Consider the following 26,760-nt stretch of genomic DNA (forward strand, 5'->3'; position numbering starts at 1 on the left):
GTCTTTTTGCTATAGCTGGAAGTCTGTGAGGGGTAGACAAAAAAATATTTAATAATATTTAAATATTTACTTGCAAAAAGTTATTGAGTTGTGGATAATAGATTGTGTGCAATATATCTACGACATACGACATACGACATACATAATGACTGCAAGTTGCAAATGTGAGAGATACCCCGTTTGGGGAATCTCTTTATTCCGTTTGGACTTTGCCGATTGAGTCTGGATAGACTGTGTGGTTTGGAAGGGTATCCTGATTTTGGTGGTAAAGATTAGAGAAGAGAGGGTGAACGTTTTGGCGAATTCGTTATTTACACCGTATACACTGAAGGATTTGGAATTAAAAAACCGGGTAGTCATGGCCCCGATGTGCCAATACTCGGTGACAGCCAAGGACGGGATTCCGAATGATTGGCATCATGTTCACTACTTGAGCCGGGCTATTGGAGGCACAGGTCTAATTATTATAGAAATGACAGACGTGGAGCCGGATGGACGGATTACAGATTATGATCTGGGCCTTTGGTCAGATGAGCATATCCCGGCTTATAAGAAGCTGGTTGACGGCATTCATGCGCACGGGTCCAAGGTAGGTATCCAGATTGCTCATGCGGGCCGTAAAGCTGAGGATGCAGCAGTGCCAGTGGCTCCTTCGGCGATTGCATACCCGGATGCGAATTATAAACAGCCGCGGGCACTTACCACGGAGGAAGTACGTGGCATGGTGCAAAAATTCGCAGACGCCGCTCGGCGTGCGGTTCAAGCGGGCGTGGATACGATTGAGCTTCACGGTGCACATGGTTATTTGATTCACCAATTCCATTCGCCGCTCACAAACAAACGGGACGACGTATATGGTCAGGATTTATCCCGCTTCGGTGTTGAAGTCATTCAGGCTGTACGTAAAGAAATGCCTGCGGGCATGCCGTTGATCTTCCGCATCAGCGCAGTGGAATACGTAGATGGCGGATACGATGTGGATCATACGATTGAATTGAGCCGGGCATATCAGGCTGCGGGCGTAGACGTGATCCATGTCAGCTCGGGCGGAGAAGGTCCGGCCGGAGCCAGAAAGCCGGGCAACTATCCGGGCTATCAAGTGCCGTTCGCACGCCAAATCCGCGAGGCACTGAACATCCCGGTGATCGCTGTCGGCTCGTTGGATGACCCCGCCTTAGCGCAGTCCGTTATTGGCAACGAGGATGCCGATCTGGTCGCTATAGGACGCGGATTGCTGCGCGATCCCTATTGGGCGACTCATGCAGCGGTGACGCTGCGCGGCGAGAAGCCTTCCATTCCTGAACAATATCAACGTGGCTACTGAGGCCTAAGTAATCCCACGTTGTTTATATATAAACAGGCACCTGCAACGAAGTGTACGCTTCGTCAGGTGCCTGTTTTGTTTTAGAGGGATACTGATTAAGAATGAATAAATGTGATGGTTTTTACATTTTGTGGATGATCCATTCTGTATAATAATCATATTTGGTGTTTAGGAGGCAGGAAAAATGAACTTTGTTATTGAAACGAAAAAGCTCCGCAAACAGTTTGGGATGTCAGTGGCCGTAGACGACATATCCTTACATGTGGAGCGGGGCAGCATTTATGGCTTTCTCGGTGAGAATGGAGCTGGCAAGACGACTACCATCCGCATGCTGATGAGGCTGATTGAGCCTACAAGTGGGGAGGTTTTTTTATTTGGCGAGCGATTGGAGAAAAACTATCCGTCTATCTTCTCGAAAATAGGCACGATCATAGAAACACCGGGTTTATATGAAAACCTGAGTGCACGTGATAATCTGAGAATCTGCTGTACGTACATGGGGGTACAGGATGATGGGAGAATTGAACGAACCCTAACTACGGTAGGATTAGAACATACCGGTAAAAAGAAGTTCAAAGATTTTTCCCTAGGGATGAAGCAAAGATTAGGGATTGCGAGAGCGCTTGTTCATGATCCTGAGTTGCTCATATTGGATGAGCCGACGAATGGACTGGACCCATCTGGGATTAAGGAAGTCCGTCAGCTATTGAAGCGGTTGTGCGAGGAAGACGGGAAAACGATTCTTATTTCCAGTCATATTTTAAGCGAAATTCAGCAGTTAGCCACACACATCGGGATTATACATAATGGAAAGTTATTGGCGGAAAATCGTTTGAGTCGGTTGGAGGACGGTTTTGAGCAATACACAGATGTAAAGGTAGACGATGCAGAAGCAGTACAAGCATTTCTACAAGAGCACATGAAGCAGCTACAATCTCAGGTGCTATCCCCACAACAACTAAGAATTCATAGCCCGATTGAAAATACAGCTGCGTTAAATAAAAAGTTAATAGATCATCAGTTTTCAGTCTATGAGATACACACCACAAAGCAGACGCTAGAGGAGTACTTTTTGACTCTCATTTCAAGAGAGGGTGGACGACGTGATTAGAGCAGAACTCATTAAGCTTAAAGGCTCTAAAACCTTCTTGTTGAGCTATATTATATTGCTGGCTGTTGTTCTGTTGAGGTTTGGATTGAGCGCTATTTTTTACAGATATTCAATTGATAATATGGGCTGGGCTACTATTTAACAAATATTGTTTCCTTGGTAAATATCGCGGCCGGATTTATCAGCTACTACATTTTAACTGGTCATATTTTTGCAAGAGAGTACCAGGAAAACACTCATCTGTTTATGTTTACCACGCCCGTCACTAGAGTTAAATTTTATTTTAGTAAATTGATCCTTATTTATGGATTTATTATTGGGTCCTTATTTTTCGTTTTGTTTTTGTCTGCATTATTAGGCATGTTCATTACAGATCGTCCCTTAACGATGGCTATATGGGTATACCAAATCCAAGTGTTTGCTAAAATGTGTGTGATGCATGCGATGTTAATCCCGATCGCCTCTTTTTTTGCTATACGCTGGAAGAGCATCATGGTGGTTGTGCTCGTAGTTTGTACTGCAATATTTTTGAATTTTATATACAAAAGTGAATGGTACCCTTGGATTGTGCCCTATCTCTTATCTCCTAATGAAAGAAATGCGACTATACCTACCAATGTTTCAATAGCATGGTTCAGCTTATCCGTGACCTTTCTTCTTGGATTGTTTTTATCCATATGGACATATCAAAGAAAAGACTAAATGGGGAGTTTTTTGAAAGAAGGGTTATTATGCTTGACCTGTTTAAAGCAGAGTGCTTAAAGCTGAAAGGAACTAAAATTCTTTTTCTAAGTGTGTTTATTTTAATAGCAACCGTATTTTTGACTTTTAGTACTTACGCCATAAATCCTAAACTTTCCTTGGATCGTGATGGGTGGAATGAATACTTTATGGATTTGGTATCCTCCATTAATTTAATAACTGGGTATATGAGCTATTACATTTTGACCTGCTATATCTATGCGAGAGAGTATCAAGAGAATACCCATATTGCCCTGTTTACAAACCCGGTTCGACGAACTCGGATTTACTTCAGCAAGCTGCTCGTTATCTATATGTACATCGCTGTTAGCCTGCTGTTGGCATTTGTGCTATCTACAGTATTAGGTACGTTTATTACGACCAGACCGCTAACTTTTGATATCGTTATGTATCAGCTTGGGATCTTCGCTAAAATGATTCTTATGCACGCTATGCTCATCCCGATCATCACGTTCTTCGCCATTCGTTGGAAAAAATTTGTGCCCGCCATTATTGGGATGTGTACGGTTATGTGTTTAAACTTTGTTTTAGTTAATACACCGGGGAATACCTTTTATCCATGGACAGTGCCGTTATTGTTTTCTCCCCATGGTGACATGGGCAGAACATTTACGTATGTTCCTGGAGGGATCATCAGTATATGTTTCATTTTTGCGCTTGGGCTTTTTTTGGCGTTGAGAAGTTATGTTCGTATAGAAAAATAGTAGAATGTGTAAGCAGTAAATGACGATGAGTGCCCGCATGGAGTTGGTTGAATGAAGCTGTAAAATGTTGTCGCTAAAGGACGGATTTACGTGATATAATTCCAGTAACAACAGAATGGCTTAGGTGGCCGGTCGGCTAAGTCTCCCGGAAGGGAGGTGATGCCTGTGGAGGTTAAGGATGCTCTGACATTAATGATGATGTTCGGCACGCTATTAGTAGCGTTGATCGGATTAATCGTTACGATTGTTATTGCGTTGAACCAAAACAAAAAGAAATAGACCGCCCTGGTGAGGGGAATACGGCCTATTTCTAATAGCTAGCCCTTATCAGCCGACCGCTCTTCAAAGCGGCTGTTGCCAAGAGTAGGGATGTTACCAGCATCCTTGCTCTTTTTTAGTATATCCTTCTATCATTTATTTTAGCACAATTGAATAATCGATGTAACTCATTTGGTGAAAACTTTAACTTCCTTTGGAGCGAGAGTCACGGTGATCGAACCGTTGTTGATCTGAATGGAGTCGTTGCTTAACTGGTTGGTTAGACGGGTGCCGTTGGACAGGTTGTCAAAGTTGCCAATCGTGCGGGTTTGACTGTTCCACGAGTTGTTGATGAGTACGATGGCCTCGTCGCCATTTTTAGAGCGCTGGAAGCTGTAAAAGGAGTCGTCCGCCCATTTTTCCTTTTGGCTGCCGTTTTGCAGGGCGGGGTGGCTGTTGCGCACACGGTTTAACTTGGCAATGTACTGGTACAGCTCATGATTGGCGTTGAAAACGACGTTTTCCCGGTTGGCGGGATCATCTCCGCCACTAAAGCCTTGCTCGGTGCCTTGATAGATGATTGGAATACCGCGTGAGGTCAAAGTAAAGCCCAAGGCTGCCTTGAGCTGAGGCCATTTGTCATAGTTAGCACCCAGCTTGCCGGAGGCGTCATTAAGGAAACGTTTCACATCATGATTGTCGATAAATACGCCATTGGTATGAGCATCGCGATAGTGATGATCATCCGTATAGCGTTCCTTGATTTTCCTCATAGATTGATCGTGTCCGAACACATCCTTGATTGTATAATACATCGGAAAATCCAGTGCGGCATCGAGATACCGGGTGTAATCGCCCACATAAGCAGGATCGCCACTGTAAATTTCACCGAGGGTGAAGGTATTGGCTGCTTGGTCAAAGTCCCTCAAAAAGCCTTTCGGTACATGCTTGGCGGTGTCCACTCGCAGTCCGTCGATGCCCGACTCGTTCAGCAGCCATTTGATCCAGTTTTTGAGTTCATTCGCTGTATCTGGGTTGTCCTGATTCAGGTCGTCCAATCCGGCAACGTCACCATTTTCGATTTTCGATTGGTTGTTGGAGCTGTAGTCTGCCCCTGTGATGTCGCCATTGTGATGATACCAGTCCGCTTTGTCAAAAGGAGCCTTGGCGAAGCCGTTCCCTGGTTGAAAATCGCCGGTGTGATTGGGAACTACGTCCAGCATAACAGCCATATTTTTGTCGTGTGCTTTACGGACCAGCTCCTTGAACTTGTCCATTGTACCGAGATGCCCGTCTACCGCATAAAAATCATACGTATGATAGCCGTGATAAGCGAATTCGCTCTTTTGCATCGTTACCGGAGTAATCCAGATGGCGGTGAAACCCATATTTTGAATGTAATCGAGCCGGTTGATAATACCTTGAAAATCGCCACCATACCATTTGCGCTGGTCGCTGTTGTTGGAATTGAAGCCACCGTAATTATCGTTGGATGTATCTCCGTTGCTAAATCGGTCTGTCATGATAAAATAAATGCTCTGTTTGCTCCAGTCTGTGCTAAGGGGAGTTGGATTGGAGGGATTACCCGGATCAGTGGGAGTAGAGCCGCCCGAAGGCGACCCCGTTTGGACAGTTCCTGCGGCTCCGTTAGAGCTGGGTGTGTAAGTAGAAGTTCCTGTTTTGAAGAAGTAATTTTTGGTGTTGTTGCTATCCCAGTTGTTATTACCATCATTAAAGGCGGCTTCCAATTGGGAGGCGGAGCCGATATCGACGGTAATTTTGGCATAGCCGCTAATCTCGGCATCCTGCATTTTCACACCAGGTACAGCAGTCCAATTTCCGCCAGCCGGGCGGTAGTGAATGTAAGGTGAGTTGAAGCCCTTTTTGTAGTATACGGTTACTTTGTTGCCTGTACCGCCTCCGTTATCGCTGGGCTTAGCCTTGCTTACGATATACTGTTTGAATCCATCCATATCTCCGGTGGATGAGCCATCACTGTTAACGAGATTATTAAGGCGCAATAGTGTAAAGCCGTGGTAGCCGAACTTCGTGATTTTTTCTTCAATTTTCTGGAAGCCACTACCTCCCGTTGGGAGCGCGTTTTCACCATTCAGGCGAACACCCTTGGCGTTAGCGATCGAGGAGACGGTATCTACCAGTGTGGACGGCAAGGAATAATTCGGTGCTGTGCCACTGTCGTTCATCTCCAGTGCAGTAAAGGTCAAATCCAGATCAGCGTCCTTGAACTTCTGAATGAGACGGTTGTAATCATAATATCCACCTGTATGCTCTGTGCTGTGAGGCATTGCAGGATTGTTCATTTGCCAGTGCAGACCGGAAATCTTGGCTCCGATACGAACACCGAACACGAAATCGAAGTTTTTGTGGGCAGCAGCTCCGATGACGCCCAGATGGTTTTCAAGCACGCTTTGGTACCACGACAGGAAATCCTTCCCATACGCGGAATTATACCCGCCGTTCGTATAAAATCCATCCCCGTCGCTCGGCGGATTAATTTGGTTAAGGCTGCTTAGCTTGGTCCCCCAAGCCGCATTAATCTTGTCCAACGATCCATACTTTCCATTCATGGCCGTGCGGAACGCATTTTTGGCTGTTTCGGTGTAGGCTTGGAATTTGCCTCGTGCAGGATAGCTCCATCCCGCTGCCGGATAGTATGAAGGATATCGCAATTCTCCAGAAGGCCCACCGCTTAAATAAATTTTGGGAATGATGCTTTTGTAGCCAGCAAAGGTTTCAGCAAATGACGCATACAGCTCGTCATATTGTTTACCAGTCCCGCTCCATAGCGGTGAAAGGGCCTCGTTATTCACATAGCCGCCTTCATCCTTGAATTGCATTTCATCTGCACTGCCCTTGCTCCCCAGCCAGCTTGGAAGCGGGATGTTGCAGTCATCACCCACATTTCCGCCGCACTTGTGTGTAGAAATGATGGGAACCCACTTCAGTCCCACTTCTTTCACAGCATCTGCATAGGTTTTGTAGTAGCTCCAATCGAACTGGTTATCTCCTGCGTTCTCGACATAGCCCCACCATACGTCGGTGGTAATGGCATACACACCGTTACTTTTCAGCGTTTGCAGTTGCTTTTTGAATGCGCCCCAGTCACTGATTTTCGCCAGCGGCCCCATGACGGAAGCCTGAAAATCATCAGCAACCGCGGCGCTCGCCGTATTGGAGGGTGAGCCAATGAAGGCGGTCAGAGACAGCACAAGGCTTAGCAGAATCAGGCACCCTTTGTTCCATAGACTTCGATACAAGGTCAAACCGATCATCCTCCCCAAAGCATAGTCTATTTCGACAACATTCTGTAAACGTTTATAAAATAATTATAAAGCAATCGGTTGCCCAAAAAGAAGAATTTATTGCACTCTTGAAGGAGAGAAATATGACATTTTTCGTTAGCAACCGTGTGCTTAAAAGAGTCCAGGCAAAAAAATAAGGCATAGGTCTGAGTAAGACGCATGCCTTTTAGTAATATGCAGATAGCCAATGCCAGTATAGGAGAAAGTGAACCTAAGTGTATAAAAGCCTTGTTCCAGTCTGTATGAAAGTATTGCCGAGGCAGCTTGTTTAATAAATAGGGCGATTCTTCTGGTTTGCAATACCACTTTTGCGGTAAAAATACGTATTGATCCGATCCCGCCATTCCTTGGCGTGCTCAGCCTGATGTTCCAGCCGCTTTAGCACCTGTGCATACATCCCTCCTAACGAGGAATATATATTATGTGAAATTAAATATAATTGACAGACATTTCTCATAGAAATAGCTTACTTGAAAGGTGTCTGTATGATTTTCCATTAGGATGCTGTTATCACATAAGTGGATTTTTTTTTGAGTCAAATTCATTTTTAGAGTTTCTTAATAGGCTAATCTTTTTAATTGTAGTATTAAGCTGATTCATTGAGTTGTCTAACTTATCTAATTTTTCTCCTAGAGTCTTCAAAATGTACCAAAGAAGAATAAAACACAGCGAAACGGGAAATCCAACATTTGTAATTAATGAAATCAATGCCTCTACACTCATAGATATCTTCCCTTCAGAAGAGATTTTAAAATTATAGAAGCGTCTCCCTAAGCTTGTTTGGATTGAATCCGCAGATAACTGTTTCTTTGCCCGATCTCTTTATGATTGTGTAGGGTACGCCTTTAATTTCACGAAGTAACTTGAGATCATTTATATTGGTAATATCAATGTCAGTAAAATTGATCTTGTTTTCCCCCATCCACTCCTTGATTTTTTGGCAAAAGATACAATTTGACTTTGTGTAGATAAGTACCTCATTTAACATTTACCTTTCTCTCCCATCAAATTAAATTAGAAAGGGGGTACCCGGACTTGAACCGGGGATGAAGGTTTTGCAGACCTTTGCCTTAGCCTCTTGGCTATACCCCCAAACTTAATTGGTGTTTGAAAAGTAAAGTGATAGTAGTTTTAAAAAGTACAACCCTTAAATAGCTTCTATTTTTTAGGTTGTTCTATCAGTCCACTGCCTCACTTTATTAAATATAAAATATTTTGGAGGCGATCCTGTTGGAAGAATTGCACGCTTGGAGATCAAGACATCATAATTTTAAAATTGAACTATTGAAACTAAGTAAGAAAATCGAAGAAACTGAAAATCCTAGTGATATTTTATTTTATCAGGAGATATGTGAGAAATATGCTTATCATCTTAAAAAAATTGAATCCGCTTGCTACGATAAAGTAGGTGTCACAATTTGTGGTTGTAACTTTAATCCTGAACATTGTACGGATTAGTGCTTCTTTCCTTTGTCAAGTAAACAAACATGTAAATTACAATTATATGAGTTGAACTCTTAAAATTTAGATTAAACGGATGGGGCACAATAGTGTTGTACAAGCGAAGAGGCCGCTTTGAAGGCATTACCACAGAGCATTCTGCCCCTGATTACGGGCCTTAATCAAGCGGTTTTAGAAAGGGTGGGGAAAAGGGAGCATGATCTAACTGAGTAGTAGTACTTGTAGGTTCAACTTATATAATAATATAGCGAAACTCATAAGTGTGGCGCTTCCTCTTCGGAAGCGGCTTTTTTTATTTTGTCAAAGAGCTAACGCTTCATAAACGTTTTATTCAAAATCTTACAGATACACTTTGGCCAATACCTTCTTTAATCCTCTAAATACTTTTATACCTATTTCCTGGTTTTTTCACAAAAAAACTCTTGAAGCTCATTCGTTTCTCATGAAACTACCTAAATTGTAATATCACCAGCTATATTAAAGCCTTTTCACAAGGTTTTTTTACAATTTTTTTTAAGAAAGCATCCTTTTAGACATTTATGGTTGTGATTTCGCCAAGTTGTATCACTTTGATTAAACATACTGTTTATTTAGGAGGGAAATTATGAATCCTTATATACTAAATTTTACTGAAATTGTTAGCATTCTTTCAAGAAAAAAAATTATAAATGAGTTTTTGAATGACCCAGAGCACTATGCTTTATTCAAGGAAAGTATTATGTCGCCATCTGATGCTAATAATAAGGAACTAGATGAAAAATTCAAACAATTCTTTTTAGAACTACGTTTTACAACCTATATATCATCCTTGATACATTATGCTTCGATAGATTTTGACAAGAAACAAAGAAGAATCCGAAAAAGAAACGTGTTATTACCGGAAGAGGATTCACACAATCTTTTTAAGGATGTATGTACACAATATGAATTCTTGAAGGATAAGCGAACAGTTAAAATAGAAGATGTGGTAACGAGTTCAAAGCTACATAAAGCGATAAGTTTATTAACGGAAAAAGAAAAAAGTATTTTGAGCGCTTCATATGTTATGAATTGTTCGGATACTGAAATTGCTAAAAATAATAACGTATCACAGCAGGCCGTTTCAAAAACAAGAACTAGGGCATTAAAAAAACTCAGAGATTTTTTGGCGTAAAATGGATTATTATATTGCTGCAATCAAAAAGTTCCCTAATATATTCGCGAAATAGGGGGAGATCGCTCAAAGTAGAACACTGCAATCTTATAAAAGAACAGTGTCAGTCCAATCTGTTATGTTCAATGGCATCAATCCTCAATACTCTCGGGAAAAATAGAGCGAGCAACTCGTTATATGAAAGGGAGAGAAGCAGTGAACTCTTTTATGAATCTAATTAAGAAAGCACAACAAAGAGACGCACGAGCAATAGCAGCTATTATTGATAAATTCAATCCCAAAATTCAAAAATCTCTTACACAGACAAAGCCTCAAGATCGTAATGACTTAAGACAAGAAGTAAGCTTAAAATTAATCGAGGCAATCTATAGATATGATTTAAGATCAGTGCCGGGTTTTTGGGAATTTGTAGATAAAAAGAATGAAGAGACAGATAATTAAATCTGGCGCTGTAAGCCGGGACTGTCTTGTGAGAGTGGGATATCAAAACATATTGCAATTTAAGCGACCAGTCGCCTGAAATCTATCGGCGACTGGTTATTTAGTTTTGTTTGAATGCGAATTGAGTTAGTAAATAGCGTGATGTAAGTTAGTGAATCATTTACCGCAGTTTTATCATGGTTTAGGATTAATTGACCAAGCGAGTATTAGTATCACGAAAGAGAAGAGGAGTACAAAAATATTCAGTCCAATCCCCCACCATGCATACATTTTAGATCGCCTTGTAAATAGTGCTACAATTCCTGAAAAAATTCCTAGTATTGGTATGCTATATAGTGCTTGAGGAAGAAAAAAAGATGAGAGAAATAAATAGTTAATATTCAATTCAACTAATGAAAAAATACCGCACAAGAAAGATATCATTCCTGTTATGGGGTGTAAAAGGGTTCCCTTTTTATTTTTTATGAATGCCAATTCCATAATTCTACCTCCCCAACTTTTATTGTGCGCACCATTTTATTACTTTTAAGTTTTTTTAGTTCTTCAGATGGCCCTGTAACGACGGCTCCATAGGTGAGTATTCCATTTTTCTTTATATAATCCAAACGTTTAGAGAAAGATGTATTCTGGTAGTTTGGAAAAGTTGATATTAGCTTTTGTTGCTGAGCCAACTGTTCGACAATTTTAAGAAATATAGGTTGAATTCCTTGTTTAGCAACCTTAGCTCCGAAAAACGGAGAAAATAAATTGGTATCAGAATGCGTAGGGTACCCCAAAGGAATTATTTGTTCACTATTTTGTGAGTTTTCCACTCCTGAGTTTACTGCAAGCCACAGAGTATCAATACTTTTGGGGAGCTTGTGTTCCACTTCTTGGGGAGAATACAAATCATCGAAAGAAATGTACAATTCGGCGACAGACCCAGAAGGCAAGCCGTTTAAAACCTCCCACTCCTTACTTTTATCAAAATTCAGGTTGTTACTCGGGAAAATGAAATGATTCTTATTTGACTCAGATACAGGTATGCTTGTTTTAGATTGCCGTTCCACAGCAGAAAATTGTTTCATTGTGTATTGCACTTTGATTGCCTCAGAATTAAGACTTTGCTTCCCAACACGTTTTAAAGTGTTAAAATTCGCGTCCATAGAAAAAAAACCAATTCTAGTATCGAATCCTTCTTCTAACATTGTGTTAGGTTCAGTTACGTAAATTAAATTCTTAGTGGTGTCTAGTAAGTCGTTAGCTCGGTTCCCTGTTCCGTAATATAAATAGGAACAAAGTGTTAGAACAGGTACAATTAAAAGTAAAATGGTTAGAACAATGAGGATTGTACTTACCTTTGCTTGGTATTTTGCTAATTTTATAATGCCTTTTGAACCTTTTTCTTCAAAGTGTAAAGTGGTCCCGAGATCTAAATTAGCTTTTTTAAACAACTTATTGTATTCATCATGAGTCACCTCTTGATCTTCTTTAGGTGTTAAATTACTATTAATACTTTTTTTATCGAGAAATTGTTCGTTATCGTTATCCTTCTTCATGTAGTATGCCCCTCTTTTCAAGAATCGTTTTTAACTTTTTCCTCCCACGATAAATATGACTTTTTAAAGTATTAAGATTTAACCCCAGCACTTCAGCTGCTTCGTGCATTTTGAGTTGATGTAAATCACATAAAAGGATGGCTTGGGATTCTTTTTCGGGTAGAGTATGAATTGATTGTATTAACTGGCTTAATTGATCACGCTCTATGAACTGATTTTCCGGCGTATTGTTATCAAATAATTCTAGTCCCTTAATTTCTTCAATAAGCGCATTTTTTTTGTTTTTTCGTCGTGTGAAATCAATAAACGCATGGTATCCAACTTTAAACAACCAAGCCTTAATATTTCCAATTTCATTATCCTCAAGATGTAAAAAGGCTCTAAAGAAAGTTTCTTGGACTAGTTCCTCTGCAACGAAATGATTACAGGAGAGGGAAAGCAGGTATCTATACAAGTCGTTAAAGTAGCTGGAGTAAAGAGTTTCTAGGTTCATTCTTTCCTCCTTTCACTACAACCACGAATGAAGACAGGAAAAAGTTGCAGTAAATAATAATTTACTGATGAACTTTAAATTTATTACATACCGATTATTGTAACGGTTCCAAAGAAATAAATATTCAGCTTATGGTCTGATCATGTGAAATATAGTTACCAAAATACATTCGTGCAGATGAATCTCGATTCATTAACTCCTTCATCATAGCACAATCGAAATAGCTCAATTTGAATTCCTTAAACGGTAAGAGTGAAGAAAGATAACAATGATTAAATGACGGATTGTCAACCCAAGTGCAACAGTTCCTCTGTAAATCGTTCGTGAGTGATTTTCCAGTCCAGACATTGTCGGGGCGGTGGTTGATGAGGAAGAACATGCTCCAGTTCTTCATCTGTAATTTGAGTAAAGTCACTGCCTTTAGGGAAAATCTCTTGAAACAAACCGTTTGCGTTCTCTGTAGATACTTGTTGCCATGAAGAGTAAGGGTCTGAAATAGAACTGAGGTGGTGGATCGCTTCGAGGCTCGCGTAACAGGCAAACTCCTTTTCCCCGAGGGGTAAGTAGCCGTAACGCTTTGAAACGTTCCGGAAGAGTACTAGAAAGCGACTACGCCAAAGGTAATCTCCATGGACAAGGCCTATGAGATCTGGCACTTTTATCGCGGTTTACAGACGCATCTTCAGTTTGATGAAGGTAGCTAAGCAGTTTTTACTTTTCCCACGACTGGGTATTACCTTATCCAGTTCCCAGTACGAAAGGTTCCCAGGAACAAACTTCTCACGTTTCTCTGTCGGTTGTTTCCGTGTGCCTCTGTGCCCTAGCATCTAAGGAGATACTCGTCAACACACCAGCATACAGCCAGCGCTAGAGCGTCAGGCCATGGGCCATTTATTCCAGTAGGTGTCGCACTTCATAATTACAATCCGTCATATAGAAATATCCCCTTCAAGTTTACTCTTTCCTCATGTGACATAAGGTTTTTTTGAGTGTCTACTTGAAAGGGATAGTACTATTTTAAGAAGTGAAGATATTTAAACATTCTTAAGTATTCTTAAGTATTATCTATTAGCATCCATCGAAATAAATGATAATGGCATTAGCTATAATATAATATTTAGTTCTATATCTGCGAGCGCAGTTCTCGAGAATCCCATCGCATTCGCAGTTACCTTCACCAAAATTTTCCCAGCAACGATCATGTGCTACGCAACATTCATCTAATTCGTTAATGGGGGCGCCCCCACCTCTAGCCATGTTGTATCCACAGTTTTTACCACAATGCTGATAACCACCAGGAGCACAAAACTCCGTAGGATCCCAAGCAGTAGTAATTTTACTGTTAGTTTCTCCGGGGGTGTATGTCTCGTCATGAAAAGGTGGAGTTTCCACATCTACGTCTAGATCAACTCCATCATAAGGTGAATTAGTGACGTGAGTGCTCCCTTTTTTCACATCTAACTGTTTCAATTCGTTCCCCTCTAAAATATCTACACCAAGGGAGTAAGTAACTTCTGTACTATCAATTTCATTATAACCAAAGGCATGAAATACAAGTTTCTTATCTTCACTAATGAAATAAATCATTTTCCCTACATTTAATTTTTTGTTTGTTGTATATAAGTCACTCACAAAAGTAGCTTTGATTTTTAGGTTTTCAAGAGAAAATTTCGAATACTCTGTATCAATTAATTTTGAAATTTTCTTATAATCAGGGCTATTTGTAAGCTTTGATAAAAAATCGGTTGTTTCGATTATTGTCATAGGTCGACCATTAATTATATTCATCATAACTATATACACTCCTCTAAATTTGAAATATAAAGCGGATAACGCACAAATCTTATCAAAAGCTAATCATTAAGATGAACAGCCACATGAATAAAAGACCGGATTGTTCTTAAATATGCCGCGATATGTTGCTGGGCAGTCAGGTCCGAAGCCACAGCATTTAGGCAGTTGGTAACAGCCAATTTCCGCTTGAATCTGCACTTGCTCTTGCTGGGAAGCATTTGTTTGAGTAGTTTTCTTTTCATTCATAATTTAATTTCTCCTTTCGATTTAATTTGTTACAACTATAAAAGTGAGTTATGTACTAGATATAACAACCCAATATTTATTATTTTAAGACAAATGGAATTCGGTTTTTTTGAGATGAATTTCAAAACATTGTTATTTATCGTTTTCCTTCTCCCTTTATTAAAGCTGCATACATGAAATGCCCATATTCTGAAATACTGGAACTAATCTTTGCATGCATCAATACCGCTTCCAGTGCCCGGTTGCAAAGATGTTCGCATGGTTCGATGTCTCCCGAAGTGGTTACTATGCCTAGCTGCAGAACTGATCCTCTCAAAGTGAGCTAAGCAGCTGGGTATGAAATCCAGCAGATTGTGGGCTTCCAAATGGGGTCCAGAATGACAAAGGAACCGGTCCTTTTAGCATTAGAGCGTGCTTACCAGGCTCACCGTCCTGCCAGTGAAGTTCTGCGCCATTCGGATCGCGGCAGTCAGTATGCAGCTCAGGAAAACCAGAAAAAGCTTGTGGAATACGGCATGGCATGAAAGGCAGCATGAGCCGAAAAAGGAATTGTTATGACAAATGTCTGCATTGAACGTTTCACAGCATTTAAAAAAAGGAACTCGTGTATTTGGAGCATTTCAAAACGAGAGAGGAATATATAAGTTTTACTTGGAGTTCTACTGCTTGAGGGAGGGAGTTCCTAACAAGTAATGACGCTTTTTCTTGGAAGCCACTATTTCAATAGTAAATCAAACGCGGAAGTGTTCTAACGTCTTACGTCCGGAGTGTATAACTTGAACTTAAAACATGCCTAGAGATTTTTAAAAAATCGTGTAATTGAGAGCAACTCATGAACTGATTCTCTTGTATGAATGTAATTATAGCTATATTTCACACTAATCAGGTCATGAGTCGTTTTTTCTTTCAGGCGATAAGTTTTTAATTTTAGATCAATTTATCCAAAGCTCTTTAACAAATTCAGCATTCCGTTTCCTTCTATAGCTGGATTTCCAAAGAGCAGCGAACTGCTTTTAATTAATTGAGCATAAATTTCTGGTTCAGTAAGATCCCTTTTGAATAGGATTCTGCCTTCTTCGATGATCAATGCTAATGCACCAGCAACGAAAGGGACTGCCATAGATGTACCACTAAAAGAAGCATATTTATTATTAAGGAATGTGGAATATATGTCTTCACCCGGAGCGACAATGTCAAGTTGTTCGTTTTTGTTGGAAAATTTTGAAATTAATTTTGTTGCTCCGATAGACCCAACTTCTATCACTTCATTGTAAGCACCGGGATATCTATATTCCCGATCACTCTCCCCATTTCCATCATTTCCGGAAGCAACGACTATAGACAAGCCATGTCCCACTGCATAGCGGATAGCATCATGCAGAAGAGGATTGTCTTTTTTGGTACCCAAAGACATTGTCATAATGTTAACTCTTTCTCCGTTGGGCCCTCTCCATAATATTGCGTAGTAAATAGCCTCAATTAAATTATTAATATCTCCATCTCCGTCATTGGTTAACGTTTTTAAAATGAGAATGCTGGCTCGTGGGGCAACTCCAATGTTAACTTTTTTATTGTTAGCTGCAATAATTCCTGCAACATGAGTCCCATGTCCATTGCCATCCTGATAGTTATGCGGATCATTGTCATAGTTTGAAGTGAAATTTCTTCCACCAATGATGTTGTTTTGTAGATCTTCATGCTTCATATCTATCCCGGTATCCAATACAGCAATGACAACATTAGATCCAAAAATATTTCGCTTCCAAATCTGTTCAGCATGAATTATTTCTAAACCCTTGTTTTCTTTGTTTGTAGCAGTTTTGATGTTATAGTTTGGTAATCCTATCGATTGTATTTTCACTCTATCTCACATCCATTCTCTTTTGTTAATTAAGAAAGTGTCAGTGATATTAAAAAATACAACTCGAAGTCAAATAGTCGATGTCCCGTAATGGCAACTGCTAGGATAATGCTCAATGGATACTAAAAAAGATGACTCCTGATGAATTCGAGGTCACTGAAAAACTCGTAGTTTGACGGAGTAGTTAAATGCATGAAACATCAGCTTCAATATTCTCTTCAGGTTTACAGTAAAGATCGCCATTGCACCTTGTAACTGCATGCCAATAAGACCCGAAGATGACGCTACATCATACCCGTGTCTGTGTTTGAGTTCACTGTTTGCTTTTAATAATGCCCTTTTCCAATGCAATTTCAACGGTTTTGCCCACGAGCATGTCAAGTAAATTCAAGTCTTTCAGTCGCAGCGTCCGAAACTTGGTTAACGAGCTGGCGTCAATCACTGGATCTTCAGGTGCCATATCAAGAAAGTATTTAAACGAGATGTCTACTTCGAACGTTCGACGATGTCCATGTCGGACAGTTCAAAAATCGCCTTCAAAAGTAAGTACTTGAACATTCGAATCGGGTCGATCGCATTTCGGCCGTTGTTCAGACAGTACCGCTCTTTCAGTTCTTCATAAACAAAAGAGAAGTCAACCAGTTCGTTGATTTGTCGTAACATATTGTCTTTCGGCACTACCAAGTTATAAAGTTACAAATAAGAGCTTAAAGAGTCATAGATTCTTGTTTTTGAATCATCTCATTCACCTACCGTGCGAAGCTGAATATGCCGGATCTGGCATCTCTATCCTGCGAATTCGGTAGCCTTCTGCGCTCACTTCTGCCTGTTCCTCTGCGCTAAATCGTTCTGCGACTCATGGATGCTTTTGGAACGTACCCAGCGCAATGAATGGAGCATTCACAGGAACGGCACTGATCTTCGGCTGCTGTCCGATCATGGAGGTTAATCCGTGCTGAAGCTCACTCGCAGCCGTCTGAAGCACTTCATCTGTCTTATGAACCACGATGGCCTTGCACCAAGCGGGCAGCTTTTCCACCTTACTATTGCGGCGATAATGCAGCCAAGCGTCATAGCCGCTCTCTTTTGGCATATCCCTACGCTTGCTCATATTCCAGCCTCCTTTTAGGCAGGTGAAGATTAGTCTCAGGCATGCTGCTCCTGGTCCTGACTCATATGCTGAGGGAGTGTCAGACGGTTGCCCTTGCCTTCATATAGCCACAAAATAGCGGTGACTCCGCGCGGGTAATATTTGCTGCCGTGGGCAATACCGGAGAGCATTTGGTCGCTCCAGCACCAATAGGATTCTTCAGGGTGAAGGAGCCATGAGACGTGGGCAGCATCCGCAGCCTGCCCAGCTTCCTCCCAAGGCAGCTCCAGCAGCTCACGGGCAATGAACTGCGACAGGTAGATTTTACTCAGCCAGGAGTTGTTACTGGTGGAGGACAGCTTCCAACCCCCGTTATCGAACAGGCAGACACCTGGTACCAGTACGGTTTCCAAATGACGTCGCAACGCTTGCATATACCCGCCAAATCGCCCATCGAGCTTAAGTGCCTTCTCACATCCTGTAAAGTAGGGGAAGATCAGCCCCTCGATGGCAGGGACAATCTGTGAATCATTGCCCTCCTGAATGACAGCAGGAATATAGCCCTTATCTGTCATCTGTGCCGTGATCGCTGCTGCGCATTTGTCCGCCTGGGAGCCAGCTTCCCGTGAAAGGGTATCGAGTCCTTCCGAGGCAAAAAGCTTCTCCAGCGCAATATATACCGCCCAGCATTTGCTGCCCAAATAGATGTTGTTGCGGGACTGCCCCAAGGAAACGTCCAGACTATCGTAGGTTGTAATTTCCGCGCCCCCCTGAGTTCTGGTGCTGTCCAAGCCCATTAAGCCGTTTCGGCGCGACGGATCAGGGTGATCCCGTTGTAACATGCTGGCGAAGCATTCACGCAAAACGGGCAGCATACGTGTCGTAAACGCTCGATCCTGTGTCTGTTGGATATATACCGTGGCGCAGCATAGCCAGTTTACCAGCTCCTCGTGGCTCATGTAGGAGAAGCAGTCGTCAATCCCTGCCAGCTCATACGCGGAGTACCCCGGACGGGAAAATACATTAGCTACGCCCATATCATGCGTAAACGTGATGCCGCCCGGATAGGTCTGTTCCTCTGTCGGGAATCGTACCTCATCGCGGTAGCTGTACCGTTTTACAAACCACTCCAGTTCGTTGCGTACCGTCCACGGGTTCAAAATCAACTCAAAGTAAAGCTGATCTGCCGTTAAATCGAGCGTATTCATCATCCGATATTCGCCTTCATTGACGATCCAGATGGGTTCTCCATCCGCTTGCTGACTGAGTAATTGGGTACTGCCGTAGTAGCTGTGGATCGCCTGTGAGAGCATAAATTCCTGATCCTTGCTCAAGTCTGCCGACTCGATCCAGTGATTCGCCTGGATACAGGATGCCTTCAGGGCTGTAAAATGCTCCAAAGCATAACCTGCCACGTCTTCAATATCCGTGAACAGCCGGGTGTAGTAATACGCTGTGTCGATACCTGTAGTGACGATGCCGCCCCGGTAAAAACAGACCGCAAAGGCATACGTGCGCTTCTCGCCTGCGGGAACGTCCATCAGGAGCGCAGCCGTCCCACCTAGACCGAAGGATAAGTTCTCGGCAATCGACTCCCCGAGCAGCTTCTCCAGTGTAAATCCGCAGGCAGGTACCGCTTCACTGCTGTTAGTCACAATTGCAGTGCTGCGCCCTTGCCCGATGCCCGTGATTTTTCCCAACGTTCCAACATTCAACCCCACAGCTTCCCCGCGCGGGTCCTCGCCTACAATGCGCATACTGCTGTACGGATCACTGCCCTGATAGCCGAAAAAAGCTTTCCGTGCAGCCGTTCCCTGCGTGTTATCGACCATCAGCTCGGCAAATACCGCCGGAACCAACGCTGACCGCAGCTCATCTATACCCGCTTTCCCCGGTTCTGGAACCGGACGGACAGGAGAATACAGCCGGAACGTCAAATCTCCAGCGCTCCATATATCTGTGCCAGCTTTTAGCTCACGGGTAATGTTTTGATCGGCAAAGGGAACAAGCTGTGGCTCCGTTCGTTTATCCTTTTTCTCCACATCGTATCGGGCGCTTTCGTCCTGTGCGGCTGCAAAAAAGGGGAGCGCCTCATAGACCTCGCCGTCTCTGGATTGCAGCCCGATATATACATTTTCATCCGCGGGCTTGCCTAGCTCCAAGCCGAGTCCACCCCGATTACCCTTGAACCCGAGCGTAAAGCTGGAAAAGGCACCGATAGGTGAGTGTTGCGTGTTATAAAATATATTTTTCGGCATATAATGAAACCCCTTTCAATATAGAGAGTGACTTTCAGATACAAAAGTATTTTGCAGCATCCTCATATAGAGCCTAGCATGCTAAGGTTTAGGGAACCATTGTCAAATCGCTCCATCATTTATCCAAATCGCGCTTAAAACGATATACTGGAGTAAAACCATCAACGTCAGGAGGGGAAGCATGTCGTCACCACGTTTACCGAACCGCCCAGAGCCTATAGACCTTGCGGCTACTGAAGAGGAATTCTTTTTTCCCGATGTGCGAACGACGGTCAATCTGTTTGCCATCCATACGCGAAGAGTCGGAAGGGAATGGAGCTATCCGCCACATACGCATCCTCAATATGAAATTAATATCGTGCTTGCAGGAGAACAGGTGATGGTGGTGGATGGCCGCAGCTATACACAACGACAAGGTGATCTGGTGCTGCTGCGACCGGGAATTGTTCACTCCAGCCACAGCAGCGGGGAGGGCTTTACGTATTTTTGCATGCATTTCGACATTGATGACAAGCTGTTCCTCTCGTTACTGAGCCGACTGGAGCAGGTGTTGTTTCCAGCCGAAGGTGCGGTGGCGAGGCAGATTGGACCCGCGCTGGATAAGCCGCTCGAACTTTCCACACCCAATGCAGAACAAGCAGGGGATTCGGTGGCCAAGCGTATGCGGATTCAATCTGCCGTGTTCGAGCTGTTCGCTACGTTATGGGAGGCGGTATCCAGCGAAGCGGCGCATCTGCCGGGGCGCGGATACGTGCAGGCTGAGCTTGCCCATCAGATTGCCAGCCGACTTCAAGGCAGGGTGAATCAGCATTTTGGACAAATCGACTCTGTGGAAAAGCATGATGGGATTGAGGGTATTTCATCCGAGTTGGGTATTAGCGTGTCCCATTGTAATCGTGTATTTCGTAGTGTTTTTGGTGTATCTCCCCGTGTGTATCTGTCTGGTCTTGTCCTGCACGAAGCCAAGTTGCTGTTGGCAGATCCGCAATGGACGGTGCAGCAAATTGCCGATATGCTTGGCTACGGAAACATTGCGCATTTTAGCAGGCAGTTCAAGCGCTGGTCCGGTCAGTCGCCGACATCCTACCGTAAAAGCACTGTGCAGGAAAGCCCATCCGAATAAAAATATGTGTGATCATGAAATGGTTACGATATAATCCCTTTAAAAGGTGGCTATACGCTGATCTAATCCAAGCCACACGCAATCAACAGGTAGGAAACCTATTTTCTAAACAAAAACCGGTCTAACACGTATGCATCGTGTTAGCCGGTTTTCTTTGGCTATAGGGTATCAAGTCCTTCTCTAAAGCAGTTCTCTTTACCGTCACAGTTTTACATGGTAATATTCGATTGTTGGATATAATTCAAAGTCATTGTCTGAATAGATGATAAAAAATAAAGCATATATGCAATATAGCCTTGTATTTAAGGAGTGGATTACCTATGGACCAAGTGGATCATAAAATTTTGTTATGTCTACAAAGCCAGGCACGCATCTCTATGACCGAGCTGGGCAAGGAGGTTGGACTTTCCCAGCCCGCTGTCACGGAAAGAGTAAGGCGCATGGAGGATAAAGGCATTATCACTGGATATCGTGCCATGGTTTCACATGAGAAAGTCGGAAAGCCGATCATGGCACATGTGCTTGTGCACACGAATCAATGCAACTCATTTGTTGAGTTCTGTCAATCTGCGCCTGAAGTCATTGAGTGCCATCGAATTAGCGGCGAGCAAAATTATCTACTTAAGGTTATGGCCGAATCCATGCTTAAGCTGGAGCAATTCGGGGATGAGTGCGGAAAGCACGGTCACTCTACCACGTTAATCGTCCTGTCCTCGCCTGTAGAGCATAAACATGTAACTCCCGCTTTATTAGACCCTATTTGAGCTGCCGTAAATGGCTTGGCAAAGCTCGGTTGTAAACGGACCTGACATGCCTTCGAACGCCGTATTGGTAAAGGCGACAACGCTGAGTCTTTGCGCGGGATCAACGAACCACGAATGACCGTAAGCTCCTCCGAGACGCCACGTTCCGGGGGATTCTGCTGTTTCGCCTTCGTCAGGATTTTGGAGTACGGTGAATCCCAGCCCGAAGCCCCGTCCCGGCCAGCCTGCCAAGGTAAGGTCCCCAGTTTGAATGGTACCCATCTCACGAACCCATTCCTTCGGTAGTAACGGATGACCGCCGTTTCGTAGGGTTTCAAGTAGCCCCATGAATTCCTTTGCGCTCCCGATCATACCAGAGCCGCCAGAGTGGAAGGCTGTGGGATCAAAGGCTCGTGCAGGCTGAAAACGAAGCCCCGCTGTGCCTTCAAAAACCTGCGCAACCTCAAGTTCACGCATCCGGCGGGGTTCCAGAGTATCGTTGACATAAGCGGCGGCAAGTCGTTCGGGATCAGCAACCGTGAAGCTAGTGTCTTGCATACCGAGGGGGTCTGTAACGAGCTTTTTAACAGCCTGCTCAAGGGTTGTGCCGCATACGCGGCCAATGATTGCACCAAGCACATCGGTCGCTATCGAATAGCCCCACGCCTTACCCGGTGTGTACAACAGAGGTGCGGAAGCCAGACGGTGCAAGTTTTCGTCAAGCGTAAGATTTGAAAAATCCATGCCATCCGAAACGCCCGCACGATGATAAGGGCCGCCCCCTTCTTCCTCCAAAAAGCCATAGGTCAACCCGGCAGTATGTGTGAGCAATTGGCGTACCGTAATGGGTGGCTGCTCGCCGCTGATCAGTCGGGGCCGAAAATCCGGCAACCACCGTTCGATAGGTTCATCGAGTCCAATCAACCCTTGGGCAGCCAAAACCAAGGCCGCTGTAGATACAATCGGCTTGGATACAGAGGAGAGCCGAAATAAAGCATCCTCGCGCATAGGACGATGTTCTTCTCGATCAGCCAGCCCGGCCGCTCGCACATACACAGGTGAACCATCGATATATATCATAACGACTGCGCCGACCAGACGCTTCTCGGCAAGGGTTTGATCTATGACTGCATTCACACGTCCGTCCAGACCATCTTGTATCGCAAAAACTCTATTTTCCATACCCATGAATATCTCATCCTCTCTATGATCCAGCGGTTATCGCTTGATGGACTTAGTTTACAGGATGGGAAGACGACATTACATAAGGTAACAAAGGTATTCATTGAGTATTCACGTTAAAATAAAATTATTTTAGAAGGATGGCTTTGGATTTAAATGAACGGGATTTTACAAGAACTTATGCTGCGTTTTACAGTAACTTTTTAAGCTGAGATACACGCCGCCCTTGTGATAAGCTGAAAGTAGATGGTAAAATCGACATTTTCAGAATATATGAACGCTTCTATGAGTCGCGATTACGATAAGATGCTTTCACTGTCTGATGATTATCGTATCGTGTCTGTGGATGATGCTGACCCTTCCAAAATTGTTGTTTCGTCGATAACGAAGTATGAGGATATGGAGTTACCTCCCATCAAGCATATTCTTGCTTTTGAAGAAGGAAAGTACAAGCTACAAATGAGGAATGTTGTGGTCAATATGATTCCTTCATCACCTGACTATAAAACAGTCGAGTACGAGCCTGATAAGGTAGACGGTAATTTAGAAGATAATTTCAATGGTTAGAGATATGATGGTGACGGTACAGACTTTGGCGAAAAAATTTAGGAGGAAACGGCATGTTGGGAATCGGTATAAAAAAGGAAAGTAATAACTTAGTTATTACTTGGCAGTTATCTCGGATAGAAGTATCTCTTGGGGATATTGAGGATGTTTTGTTTGATAATACTTATGCAGGGCAAGAGAAAAGTGCAATAAGAATTGGTACCCCTTATGCTACAACGGATAGAGTTGTAATTAAAACAAATTCAAAGACATATATTTTGTTCACTACAAATGGTCAGAATATTCTTGAAAAAATACAGTCCTATCTTTAATTAGCTGTCCATAAAAATACAGCATTTATTTTTAGCGAGTTTTAATTGCTTAACCAAACGATCCAAAACGTATCCAATAAAAAGCCAGAAAACTAGTGTAGTAAAGTAAACGACTGCTATGGGGATGTCTGCTTTTCGCACAAATTGAAATGATTCATACATCCAAACTAACGGGCTAATGATAGCTAATAGTATATTATAATCGTCGTACCCCGTAATATTTACAGTTAACATAACCTTTAGTTGCTGTAGTCGTGAAAAATAATACAACGCAAGTTAACAACCATGATGATCTGGTTATTACAGTATTCTTTTACACAAAAGCCTATCTCGATATTCAGGCAGATAGGCTTTTGTAAAATAAACTTCACTATATATACGCTAAATTACACGAACGATATATTCCTTATCGTCAGTTATCTCTACGCTGACGGGCACGGGCTTCGCTACCTAAACGCCCTGCTTCTTCGTGACTCAGTTTGTCATTTTGGTTGTTGTTAGCCATGTTCAATCACTCCTCATCGAATTTTAGTAAAGCGTGTTCGAGTATCTATTAGCCTTCGCCTTTATCCGCGCTCCCATGCTTCTGTGCGCAGCTGCTGCTGGCGGGTAAATAATGCTGGATAAATAAATAGGCTGAGCAGTACGCTGGTCAAAATTGCAGAGGTCATGGTGGTAAATACGATCAGCAACTGCAATCGGACAGCGGCAATCGGATTGGCACCTGCGATGATCTGCCCGGTCATCATGCCGGGAAGCTGGACCAGCCCCAGCGTTTTCTGTCCCTCAATGGTTGGAATCATACTGGAGCGTATGCAATCCTTGAGTATCGGGAAAATAGCTTGTCTCGGCGTGCCGCCCAGTGCCAGAATGAGCATAATTTCAGGCTTGCGCAGCAGCACCTCCGACTTGAGCCGGGACACCAGCAGGCTGGACAAAATCATGGAGCTACCAATGATCATGCCGCTAATCGTAATCATATATCGGGCTGTCGCCGGAATGATGTGCAGGCCAATCAGAAATGCCTGTGTAACGATTTCCACACACAGCAGCGTCAGGAACGACTTCCACATCAGGCCGGGGATAAATCGTCCTTTGCGCGCAACATTTTGAGAGGCTACAGTGATCATGAGCAGTATGAATAATACGATAAATCCGTAGCTCTGCATCCCGAAAATCAAATGCAGCACATATCCGATGGCCAGCAACTGAACCGATGCTCTGATCGTGGCGATAATGATATCCCGATCCAGACCGAGCTTGAAGGATTTGGACATGACGATGGCGATGAACACAAAACCGAGGGACAGAATCAGGGCGACAATCGTCATACCCATTCTCCTGCTATAAACTTGCGGGTTTCATTGTGCTGTGGTGCATGGAAAAAAGTCTCGGTATCCGCTTGCTCCACGAGCTTTCCGTCGATCATCAGCCATGTTTCATGGCCTACTCTGCGTGCTTGTTCCATATGATGCGTAATCCAGATCATCGTCGTTCCCTCTTCTTTATTCATTTGAAGCAACAGTTCCTCTACCTCTTTGACCGAGGCCGGGTCCAGTGCAGAAGTAATCTCATCCAGCAGTAAAATATCCGGGCGGTTCGCGAGCGTTCGCGCCAAGGCCAAGCGCTGTCTTTGACCTCCGGATAGCTCCTGCGCCTTTTGCTCCAGTAGATCGCGGGTAAGCCCTACACGCTCTAACAGGCCGGGTGGATCATGCAGTATCGTGCCGTGCAATCGTTCTACAGTCTGGAGATTGTACAGAACGGTTCCTTGCAGCATGGGGGCATCCTGAAAAACCAGTGCGACCTTTCGTCTCAGCTCAGGGATTTCCCATTCGGAAAGGGGCTTGCCGAATACGCTGATTTCCCCTTCATCCGGCGTCAGTAGAAGATTACACAGTGAAAGCAGTGTGCTTTTGCCAGACCCGGACGGGCCGACCAGCGTGGTTATTTTGCCGGGAGAGACTTTTGCCGTAATTCCATTCAGGACAGCACGTTGCCGTTCAGACCCGGTAAAATATTTGGTGACGTCTTTAAATTCAATGGCTGGAAGTGACTTGGACTCCATAGATATAGCTATCTCCTTTGCATGGGATCGAAAAAGTGGTCAGGCCCGCTCTATGATCTTGTTTCGTTCATTATATCAGTAAATGCCGATATGCTTGCAAACCATAACTTCTTTGAATAAACTAACATAATTAGTTAAAATAGAAATGAGATTTATTATGTATATTTCTACGTAAATACTTTACATAGAAATTCGATTAAAGGAGAAATGCTGATGTCACCCAGAAACGGAGTGAAGCTGCAAGATATTTTACAGGCTGCCGAGGACATTGCCAATGAACGGGGGATGGGCGATGTCACGCTCACCACGCTGGCGCAGAAGCTGCACATTCGCCCCCCGTCTTTGTATAACCATGTGGACGGGTTGAACGGACTGCGCCAAGTGCTGGCTCTGCACAGCCTGCGACAGTTGGAGGAAGCTTTGATGAGTGCGGCGGTTGGCAGAGCGGGTGACGATGCAATGACCGCTATGGGGAAAGCCTATATGCGATATGCCCGCGAGCGACCCGGTTTGTATGAAGCGATGCTGTATGCAACAGATCGAAATGATCCCGAAATGAGGCGTGCTGCGGATCGCGTAGCGGGGCTTGTTATTTCTGTTCTGTCCAGCGGCTACGGATTTAGGGAAGAGGATTGTGTTCATGCGGCGAGGGGATTCCGCAGTCTGCTTCACGGTTTTGCCTCGCTCGAACAAAATGGCGGTTTTGGTTTACCCGTGGAAGTGGATCGGAGTATTGAAGTCATGCTGAATACTTTTTTGGCAGGGCTACATGTGCAGCAGAAACGGGGATAACATGAGAAACGAACACGGTTCCCTTTCCTGGTAATGGTTTCTATTCAGTAAAATGTATAATTATCTGTTCTGTGCAGCAAAAAATTGATATACTCGAAAAATACTGCTTAACAGCCGGATGTGGAACCGGTTTTACAGAAATGATTCAAAGGATATT

General features: G+C 43.4%; 29 protein-coding genes, 1 tRNA gene and 2 pseudogenes. 14 read left to right on the forward strand and 18 right to left on the reverse strand.

The features are described from left to right. Nucleotides 1-295 precede the first annotated feature (295 nt). The 5 genes from L696_RS0112040 (at nt 296) to L696_RS31940 (ending at nt 4,180) form a co-directional block, all read left to right on the forward strand. A complete protein-coding gene (locus L696_RS0112040; protein ID WP_025683853.1) occupies nt 296-1,324 on the forward strand; it encodes an NADH:flavin oxidoreductase/NADH oxidase in 1,029 nt (342 codons plus the stop codon). Nucleotides 1,325-1,508: 184 nt separating this feature from the next. Next, on the forward strand, nt 1,509-2,435 hold the full coding sequence (locus L696_RS0112045) for an ABC transporter ATP-binding protein (RefSeq protein ID WP_025683854.1): 927 nt from the start codon (nt 1,509-1,511) through the stop codon (nt 2,433-2,435). Nucleotides 2,436-2,591: 156 nt separating this feature from the next. Next, nucleotides 2,592-3,137 carry an ABC transporter permease gene (locus tag L696_RS0112050; RefSeq protein ID WP_245233351.1) on the forward strand — a complete coding sequence of 182 codons (546 nt, stop codon included), beginning with the start codon at nt 2,592-2,594 and terminating at the stop codon, nt 3,135-3,137. Nucleotides 3,138-3,166: 29 nt separating this feature from the next. Then, on the forward strand, nt 3,167-3,901 hold the full coding sequence (locus tag L696_RS0112055) for an ABC transporter permease (protein ID WP_025683855.1): 735 nt from the start codon (nt 3,167-3,169) through the stop codon (nt 3,899-3,901). 165 nt (nt 3,902-4,066) lie between these two features. After that, nucleotides 4,067-4,180, forward strand: a complete 114-nt coding sequence (locus L696_RS31940) for a putative holin-like toxin (protein ID WP_010347020.1) — start codon at nt 4,067-4,069, stop codon at nt 4,178-4,180. Nucleotides 4,181-4,347: 167 nt separating this feature from the next. On the opposite strand, the gene L696_RS0112065 is transcribed toward L696_RS31940, so the two are convergent. The 5 genes and pseudogenes from L696_RS0112065 to L696_RS0112085 form a co-directional block, all read right to left on the reverse strand. Further along, nucleotides 4,348-7,443: a family 14 glycosylhydrolase gene (locus L696_RS0112065; RefSeq protein WP_025683856.1), complete on the reverse strand. Its 3,096-nt coding sequence runs from the start codon at nt 7,441-7,443 to the stop codon at nt 4,348-4,350. Nucleotides 7,444-7,750: 307 nt separating this feature from the next. Continuing rightward, nucleotides 7,751-7,879 (reverse strand): annotated as a pseudogene (locus L696_RS32370) (hypothetical protein); the annotation flags it as partial. 113 nt (nt 7,880-7,992) lie between these two features. Continuing rightward, nucleotides 7,993-8,205: a hypothetical protein gene (locus L696_RS0112075; RefSeq protein WP_025683857.1), complete on the reverse strand. Its 213-nt coding sequence runs from the start codon at nt 8,203-8,205 to the stop codon at nt 7,993-7,995. Nucleotides 8,206-8,236: 31 nt separating this feature from the next. Next, nucleotides 8,237-8,470 (reverse strand): glutaredoxin family protein, encoded by a 234-nt coding sequence (locus L696_RS32730; protein WP_025683858.1) that lies wholly within the window; start codon nt 8,468-8,470, stop codon nt 8,237-8,239. 32 nt (nt 8,471-8,502) lie between these two features. Then, nucleotides 8,503-8,574, reverse strand: a tRNA-Cys gene (locus tag L696_RS0112085). Between the two features lie 138 nt (nt 8,575-8,712). Between L696_RS0112085 and L696_RS0112090 the strand changes: the two genes are divergently transcribed. The 3 genes from L696_RS0112090 to L696_RS0112100 all read left to right on the forward strand — a co-directional run bounded on the left by L696_RS0112090 (nt 8,713) and on the right by L696_RS0112100 (nt 10,537). Further along, a complete protein-coding gene (locus L696_RS0112090) occupies nt 8,713-8,940 on the forward strand; it encodes a hypothetical protein (protein ID WP_025683859.1) in 228 nt (75 codons plus the stop codon). A 607-nt stretch (nt 8,941-9,547) separates the two neighbouring features. Next, entirely contained in the window at nt 9,548-10,096 is a 549-nt protein-coding gene (locus L696_RS0112095) for a sigma-70 family RNA polymerase sigma factor (RefSeq protein ID WP_025683860.1), read from the forward strand. A gap of 195 nt (nt 10,097-10,291) precedes the next feature. Beyond that, nucleotides 10,292-10,537 (forward strand): helix-turn-helix domain-containing protein, encoded by a 246-nt coding sequence (locus L696_RS0112100; RefSeq protein ID WP_025683861.1) that lies wholly within the window; start codon nt 10,292-10,294, stop codon nt 10,535-10,537. Nucleotides 10,538-10,711: 174 nt separating this feature from the next. On the opposite strand, the gene L696_RS0112105 is transcribed toward L696_RS0112100, so the two are convergent. The 6 genes from L696_RS0112105 to L696_RS0112125 all read right to left on the reverse strand — a co-directional run bounded on the left by L696_RS0112105 (nt 10,712) and on the right by L696_RS0112125 (nt 14,608). Beyond that, on the reverse strand, nt 10,712-11,017 hold the full coding sequence (locus L696_RS0112105) for a hypothetical protein (protein WP_025683862.1): 306 nt from the start codon (nt 11,015-11,017) through the stop codon (nt 10,712-10,714). Next, nucleotides 10,999-12,075 carry an anti-sigma factor gene (locus tag L696_RS0112110; protein WP_025683863.1) on the reverse strand — a complete coding sequence of 359 codons (1,077 nt, stop codon included), beginning with the start codon at nt 12,073-12,075 and terminating at the stop codon, nt 10,999-11,001. Before L696_RS0112110 ends, L696_RS0112105 begins: the two co-directional genes overlap by 19 nt. Further along, nucleotides 12,062-12,568, reverse strand: a complete 507-nt coding sequence (locus tag L696_RS0112115; protein WP_025683864.1) for a sigma-70 family RNA polymerase sigma factor — start codon at nt 12,566-12,568, stop codon at nt 12,062-12,064. The genes L696_RS0112110 and L696_RS0112115 overlap by 14 nt, the downstream gene beginning before the upstream one ends. A 287-nt stretch (nt 12,569-12,855) precedes the next feature. Then, nucleotides 12,856-13,011: a hypothetical protein gene (locus tag L696_RS30415; protein WP_155985381.1), complete on the reverse strand. Its 156-nt coding sequence runs from the start codon at nt 13,009-13,011 to the stop codon at nt 12,856-12,858. A 625-nt stretch (nt 13,012-13,636) separates the two neighbouring features. Further along, complete coding sequence (locus L696_RS0112120) at nt 13,637-14,359, reverse strand: phospholipase A2 family protein (protein ID WP_025683865.1); 723 nt, start codon at nt 14,357-14,359, stop codon at nt 13,637-13,639. Nucleotides 14,360-14,428: 69 nt separating this feature from the next. Beyond that, nucleotides 14,429-14,608, reverse strand: a complete 180-nt coding sequence (locus L696_RS0112125) for a hypothetical protein (protein ID WP_155985382.1) — start codon at nt 14,606-14,608, stop codon at nt 14,429-14,431. Nucleotides 14,609-14,985: 377 nt separating this feature from the next. On the opposite strand from L696_RS0112125, the gene L696_RS30420 reads away from it, so the two are divergent. Continuing rightward, complete coding sequence (locus L696_RS30420; protein WP_155985383.1) at nt 14,986-15,132, forward strand: hypothetical protein; 147 nt, start codon at nt 14,986-14,988, stop codon at nt 15,130-15,132. A 413-nt stretch (nt 15,133-15,545) separates the two neighbouring features. Here the strand turns inward: L696_RS30420 and L696_RS0112135 are convergent, their stop codons facing one another. From L696_RS0112135 to L696_RS0112150, 4 genes and pseudogenes are all read right to left on the reverse strand, one after another. Beyond that, nucleotides 15,546-16,469, reverse strand: coding sequence for a S8 family peptidase (locus L696_RS0112135; protein ID WP_025683867.1), 924 nt, complete (start codon nt 16,467-16,469; stop codon nt 15,546-15,548). Between the two features lie 319 nt (nt 16,470-16,788). Next, nucleotides 16,789-17,188: pseudogene (locus L696_RS0112140) on the reverse strand (transposase); the annotation flags it as partial. Nucleotides 17,189-17,325: 137 nt separating this feature from the next. Then, the gene (locus tag L696_RS0112145; RefSeq protein ID WP_025683868.1) at nt 17,326-17,580 is read right to left on the reverse strand and encodes an alpha-glucuronidase family glycosyl hydrolase; all 255 of its coding nucleotides are present in this window, start codon (nt 17,578-17,580) and stop codon (nt 17,326-17,328) included. 35 nt (nt 17,581-17,615) lie between these two features. After that, on the reverse strand, nt 17,616-19,817 hold the full coding sequence (locus tag L696_RS0112150; RefSeq protein ID WP_025683869.1) for a glycoside hydrolase family 52 protein: 2,202 nt from the start codon (nt 19,815-19,817) through the stop codon (nt 17,616-17,618). Nucleotides 19,818-19,998: 181 nt separating this feature from the next. Between L696_RS0112150 and L696_RS0112155 the strand changes: the two genes are divergently transcribed. Both L696_RS0112155 and L696_RS0112160 read left to right on the forward strand, forming a co-directional pair. Continuing rightward, nucleotides 19,999-20,940 carry an AraC family transcriptional regulator gene (locus tag L696_RS0112155; RefSeq protein WP_025683870.1) on the forward strand — a complete coding sequence of 314 codons (942 nt, stop codon included), beginning with the start codon at nt 19,999-20,001 and terminating at the stop codon, nt 20,938-20,940. Nucleotides 20,941-21,260: 320 nt separating this feature from the next. Next, complete coding sequence (locus L696_RS0112160) at nt 21,261-21,704, forward strand: Lrp/AsnC family transcriptional regulator (protein WP_025683871.1); 444 nt, start codon at nt 21,261-21,263, stop codon at nt 21,702-21,704. On the opposite strand, the gene L696_RS0112165 is transcribed toward L696_RS0112160, so the two are convergent. Then, complete coding sequence (locus L696_RS0112165; RefSeq protein WP_025683872.1) at nt 21,690-22,871, reverse strand: serine hydrolase domain-containing protein; 1,182 nt, start codon at nt 22,869-22,871, stop codon at nt 21,690-21,692. The genes L696_RS0112160 and L696_RS0112165 overlap by 15 nt on opposite strands. 240 nt (nt 22,872-23,111) lie before the next feature. Here L696_RS0112165 and L696_RS0112170 point away from each other — a divergent pair, with 240 nt between their 5' ends. Further along, nucleotides 23,112-23,432, forward strand: a complete 321-nt coding sequence (locus L696_RS0112170; protein WP_025683873.1) for a hypothetical protein — start codon at nt 23,112-23,114, stop codon at nt 23,430-23,432. 53 nt (nt 23,433-23,485) lie between these two features. After that, nucleotides 23,486-23,743, forward strand: a complete 258-nt coding sequence (locus tag L696_RS0112175; RefSeq protein ID WP_025683874.1) for a SunI/YnzG family protein — start codon at nt 23,486-23,488, stop codon at nt 23,741-23,743. Nucleotides 23,744-24,309: 566 nt separating this feature from the next. Here the strand turns inward: L696_RS0112175 and L696_RS0112185 are convergent. Beyond that, the gene (locus tag L696_RS0112185) at nt 24,310-25,074 is read right to left on the reverse strand and encodes an ABC transporter permease (RefSeq protein WP_025683875.1); all 765 of its coding nucleotides are present in this window, start codon (nt 25,072-25,074) and stop codon (nt 24,310-24,312) included. Continuing rightward, nucleotides 25,071-25,811 carry an ABC transporter ATP-binding protein gene (locus L696_RS0112190; protein WP_025683876.1) on the reverse strand — a complete coding sequence of 247 codons (741 nt, stop codon included), beginning with the start codon at nt 25,809-25,811 and terminating at the stop codon, nt 25,071-25,073. Before L696_RS0112190 ends, L696_RS0112185 begins: the two co-directional genes overlap by 4 nt. Before the next feature lie 213 nt (nt 25,812-26,024). On the opposite strand from L696_RS0112190, the gene L696_RS0112195 reads away from it, so the two are divergent. Beyond that, the gene (locus tag L696_RS0112195) at nt 26,025-26,603 is read left to right on the forward strand and encodes a TetR/AcrR family transcriptional regulator (RefSeq protein ID WP_025683877.1); all 579 of its coding nucleotides are present in this window, start codon (nt 26,025-26,027) and stop codon (nt 26,601-26,603) included. Nucleotides 26,604-26,760 lie beyond the last annotated feature (157 nt).

This window comes from Paenibacillus maysiensis (assembly GCF_000520815.1).
Classification (GTDB): domain Bacteria; phylum Bacillota; class Bacilli; order Paenibacillales; family Paenibacillaceae; genus Paenibacillus; species Paenibacillus maysiensis.

What these genes read in the sequence shown, in the direction of transcription:
- L696_RS0112045 (WP_025683854.1), top strand. Translation starts at nt 1,509, where the DNA reads ATGAACTTTGTTATTGAAACGAAAAAGCTCCGCAAACAGTTTGGGATG.
- L696_RS0112055 (WP_025683855.1), top strand. Translation starts at nt 3,167, where the DNA reads ATGCTTGACCTGTTTAAAGCAGAGTGCTTAAAGCTGAAAGGAACTAAA.
- L696_RS0112075 (WP_025683857.1), bottom strand. Translation starts at nt 8,205, where the DNA reads ATGAGTGTAGAGGCATTGATTTCATTAATTACAAATGTTGGATTTCCC.
- L696_RS32730 (WP_025683858.1), bottom strand. Translation starts at nt 8,470, where the DNA reads ATGTTAAATGAGGTACTTATCTACACAAAGTCAAATTGTATCTTTTGC.
- L696_RS0112095 (WP_025683860.1), top strand. Translation starts at nt 9,548, where the DNA reads ATGAATCCTTATATACTAAATTTTACTGAAATTGTTAGCATTCTTTCA.
- L696_RS0112105 (WP_025683862.1), bottom strand. Translation starts at nt 11,017, where the DNA reads ATGGAATTGGCATTCATAAAAAATAAAAAGGGAACCCTTTTACACCCC.
- L696_RS0112110 (WP_025683863.1), bottom strand. Translation starts at nt 12,075, where the DNA reads ATGAAGAAGGATAACGATAACGAACAATTTCTCGATAAAAAAAGTATT.
- L696_RS0112115 (WP_025683864.1), bottom strand. Translation starts at nt 12,568, where the DNA reads ATGAACCTAGAAACTCTTTACTCCAGCTACTTTAACGACTTGTATAGA.
- L696_RS0112120 (WP_025683865.1), bottom strand. Translation starts at nt 14,359, where the DNA reads ATGATGAATATAATTAATGGTCGACCTATGACAATAATCGAAACAACC.
- L696_RS0112125 (WP_155985382.1), bottom strand. Translation starts at nt 14,608, where the DNA reads ATGAATGAAAAGAAAACTACTCAAACAAATGCTTCCCAGCAAGAGCAA.
- L696_RS30420 (WP_155985383.1), top strand. Translation starts at nt 14,986, where the DNA reads ATGACAAAGGAACCGGTCCTTTTAGCATTAGAGCGTGCTTACCAGGCT.
- L696_RS0112145 (WP_025683868.1), bottom strand. Translation starts at nt 17,580, where the DNA reads ATGAGCAAGCGTAGGGATATGCCAAAAGAGAGCGGCTATGACGCTTGG.
- L696_RS0112150 (WP_025683869.1), bottom strand. Translation starts at nt 19,817, where the DNA reads ATGCCGAAAAATATATTTTATAACACGCAACACTCACCTATCGGTGCC.
- L696_RS0112155 (WP_025683870.1), top strand. Translation starts at nt 19,999, where the DNA reads ATGTCGTCACCACGTTTACCGAACCGCCCAGAGCCTATAGACCTTGCG.
- L696_RS0112160 (WP_025683871.1), top strand. Translation starts at nt 21,261, where the DNA reads ATGGACCAAGTGGATCATAAAATTTTGTTATGTCTACAAAGCCAGGCA.
- L696_RS0112165 (WP_025683872.1), bottom strand. Translation starts at nt 22,871, where the DNA reads ATGGGTATGGAAAATAGAGTTTTTGCGATACAAGATGGTCTGGACGGA.
- L696_RS0112170 (WP_025683873.1), top strand. Translation starts at nt 23,112, where the DNA reads ATGGTAAAATCGACATTTTCAGAATATATGAACGCTTCTATGAGTCGC.
- L696_RS0112175 (WP_025683874.1), top strand. Translation starts at nt 23,486, where the DNA reads ATGTTGGGAATCGGTATAAAAAAGGAAAGTAATAACTTAGTTATTACT.
- L696_RS0112185 (WP_025683875.1), bottom strand. Translation starts at nt 25,074, where the DNA reads ATGACGATTGTCGCCCTGATTCTGTCCCTCGGTTTTGTGTTCATCGCC.
- L696_RS0112190 (WP_025683876.1), bottom strand. Translation starts at nt 25,811, where the DNA reads ATGGAGTCCAAGTCACTTCCAGCCATTGAATTTAAAGACGTCACCAAA.
- L696_RS0112195 (WP_025683877.1), top strand. Translation starts at nt 26,025, where the DNA reads ATGTCACCCAGAAACGGAGTGAAGCTGCAAGATATTTTACAGGCTGCC.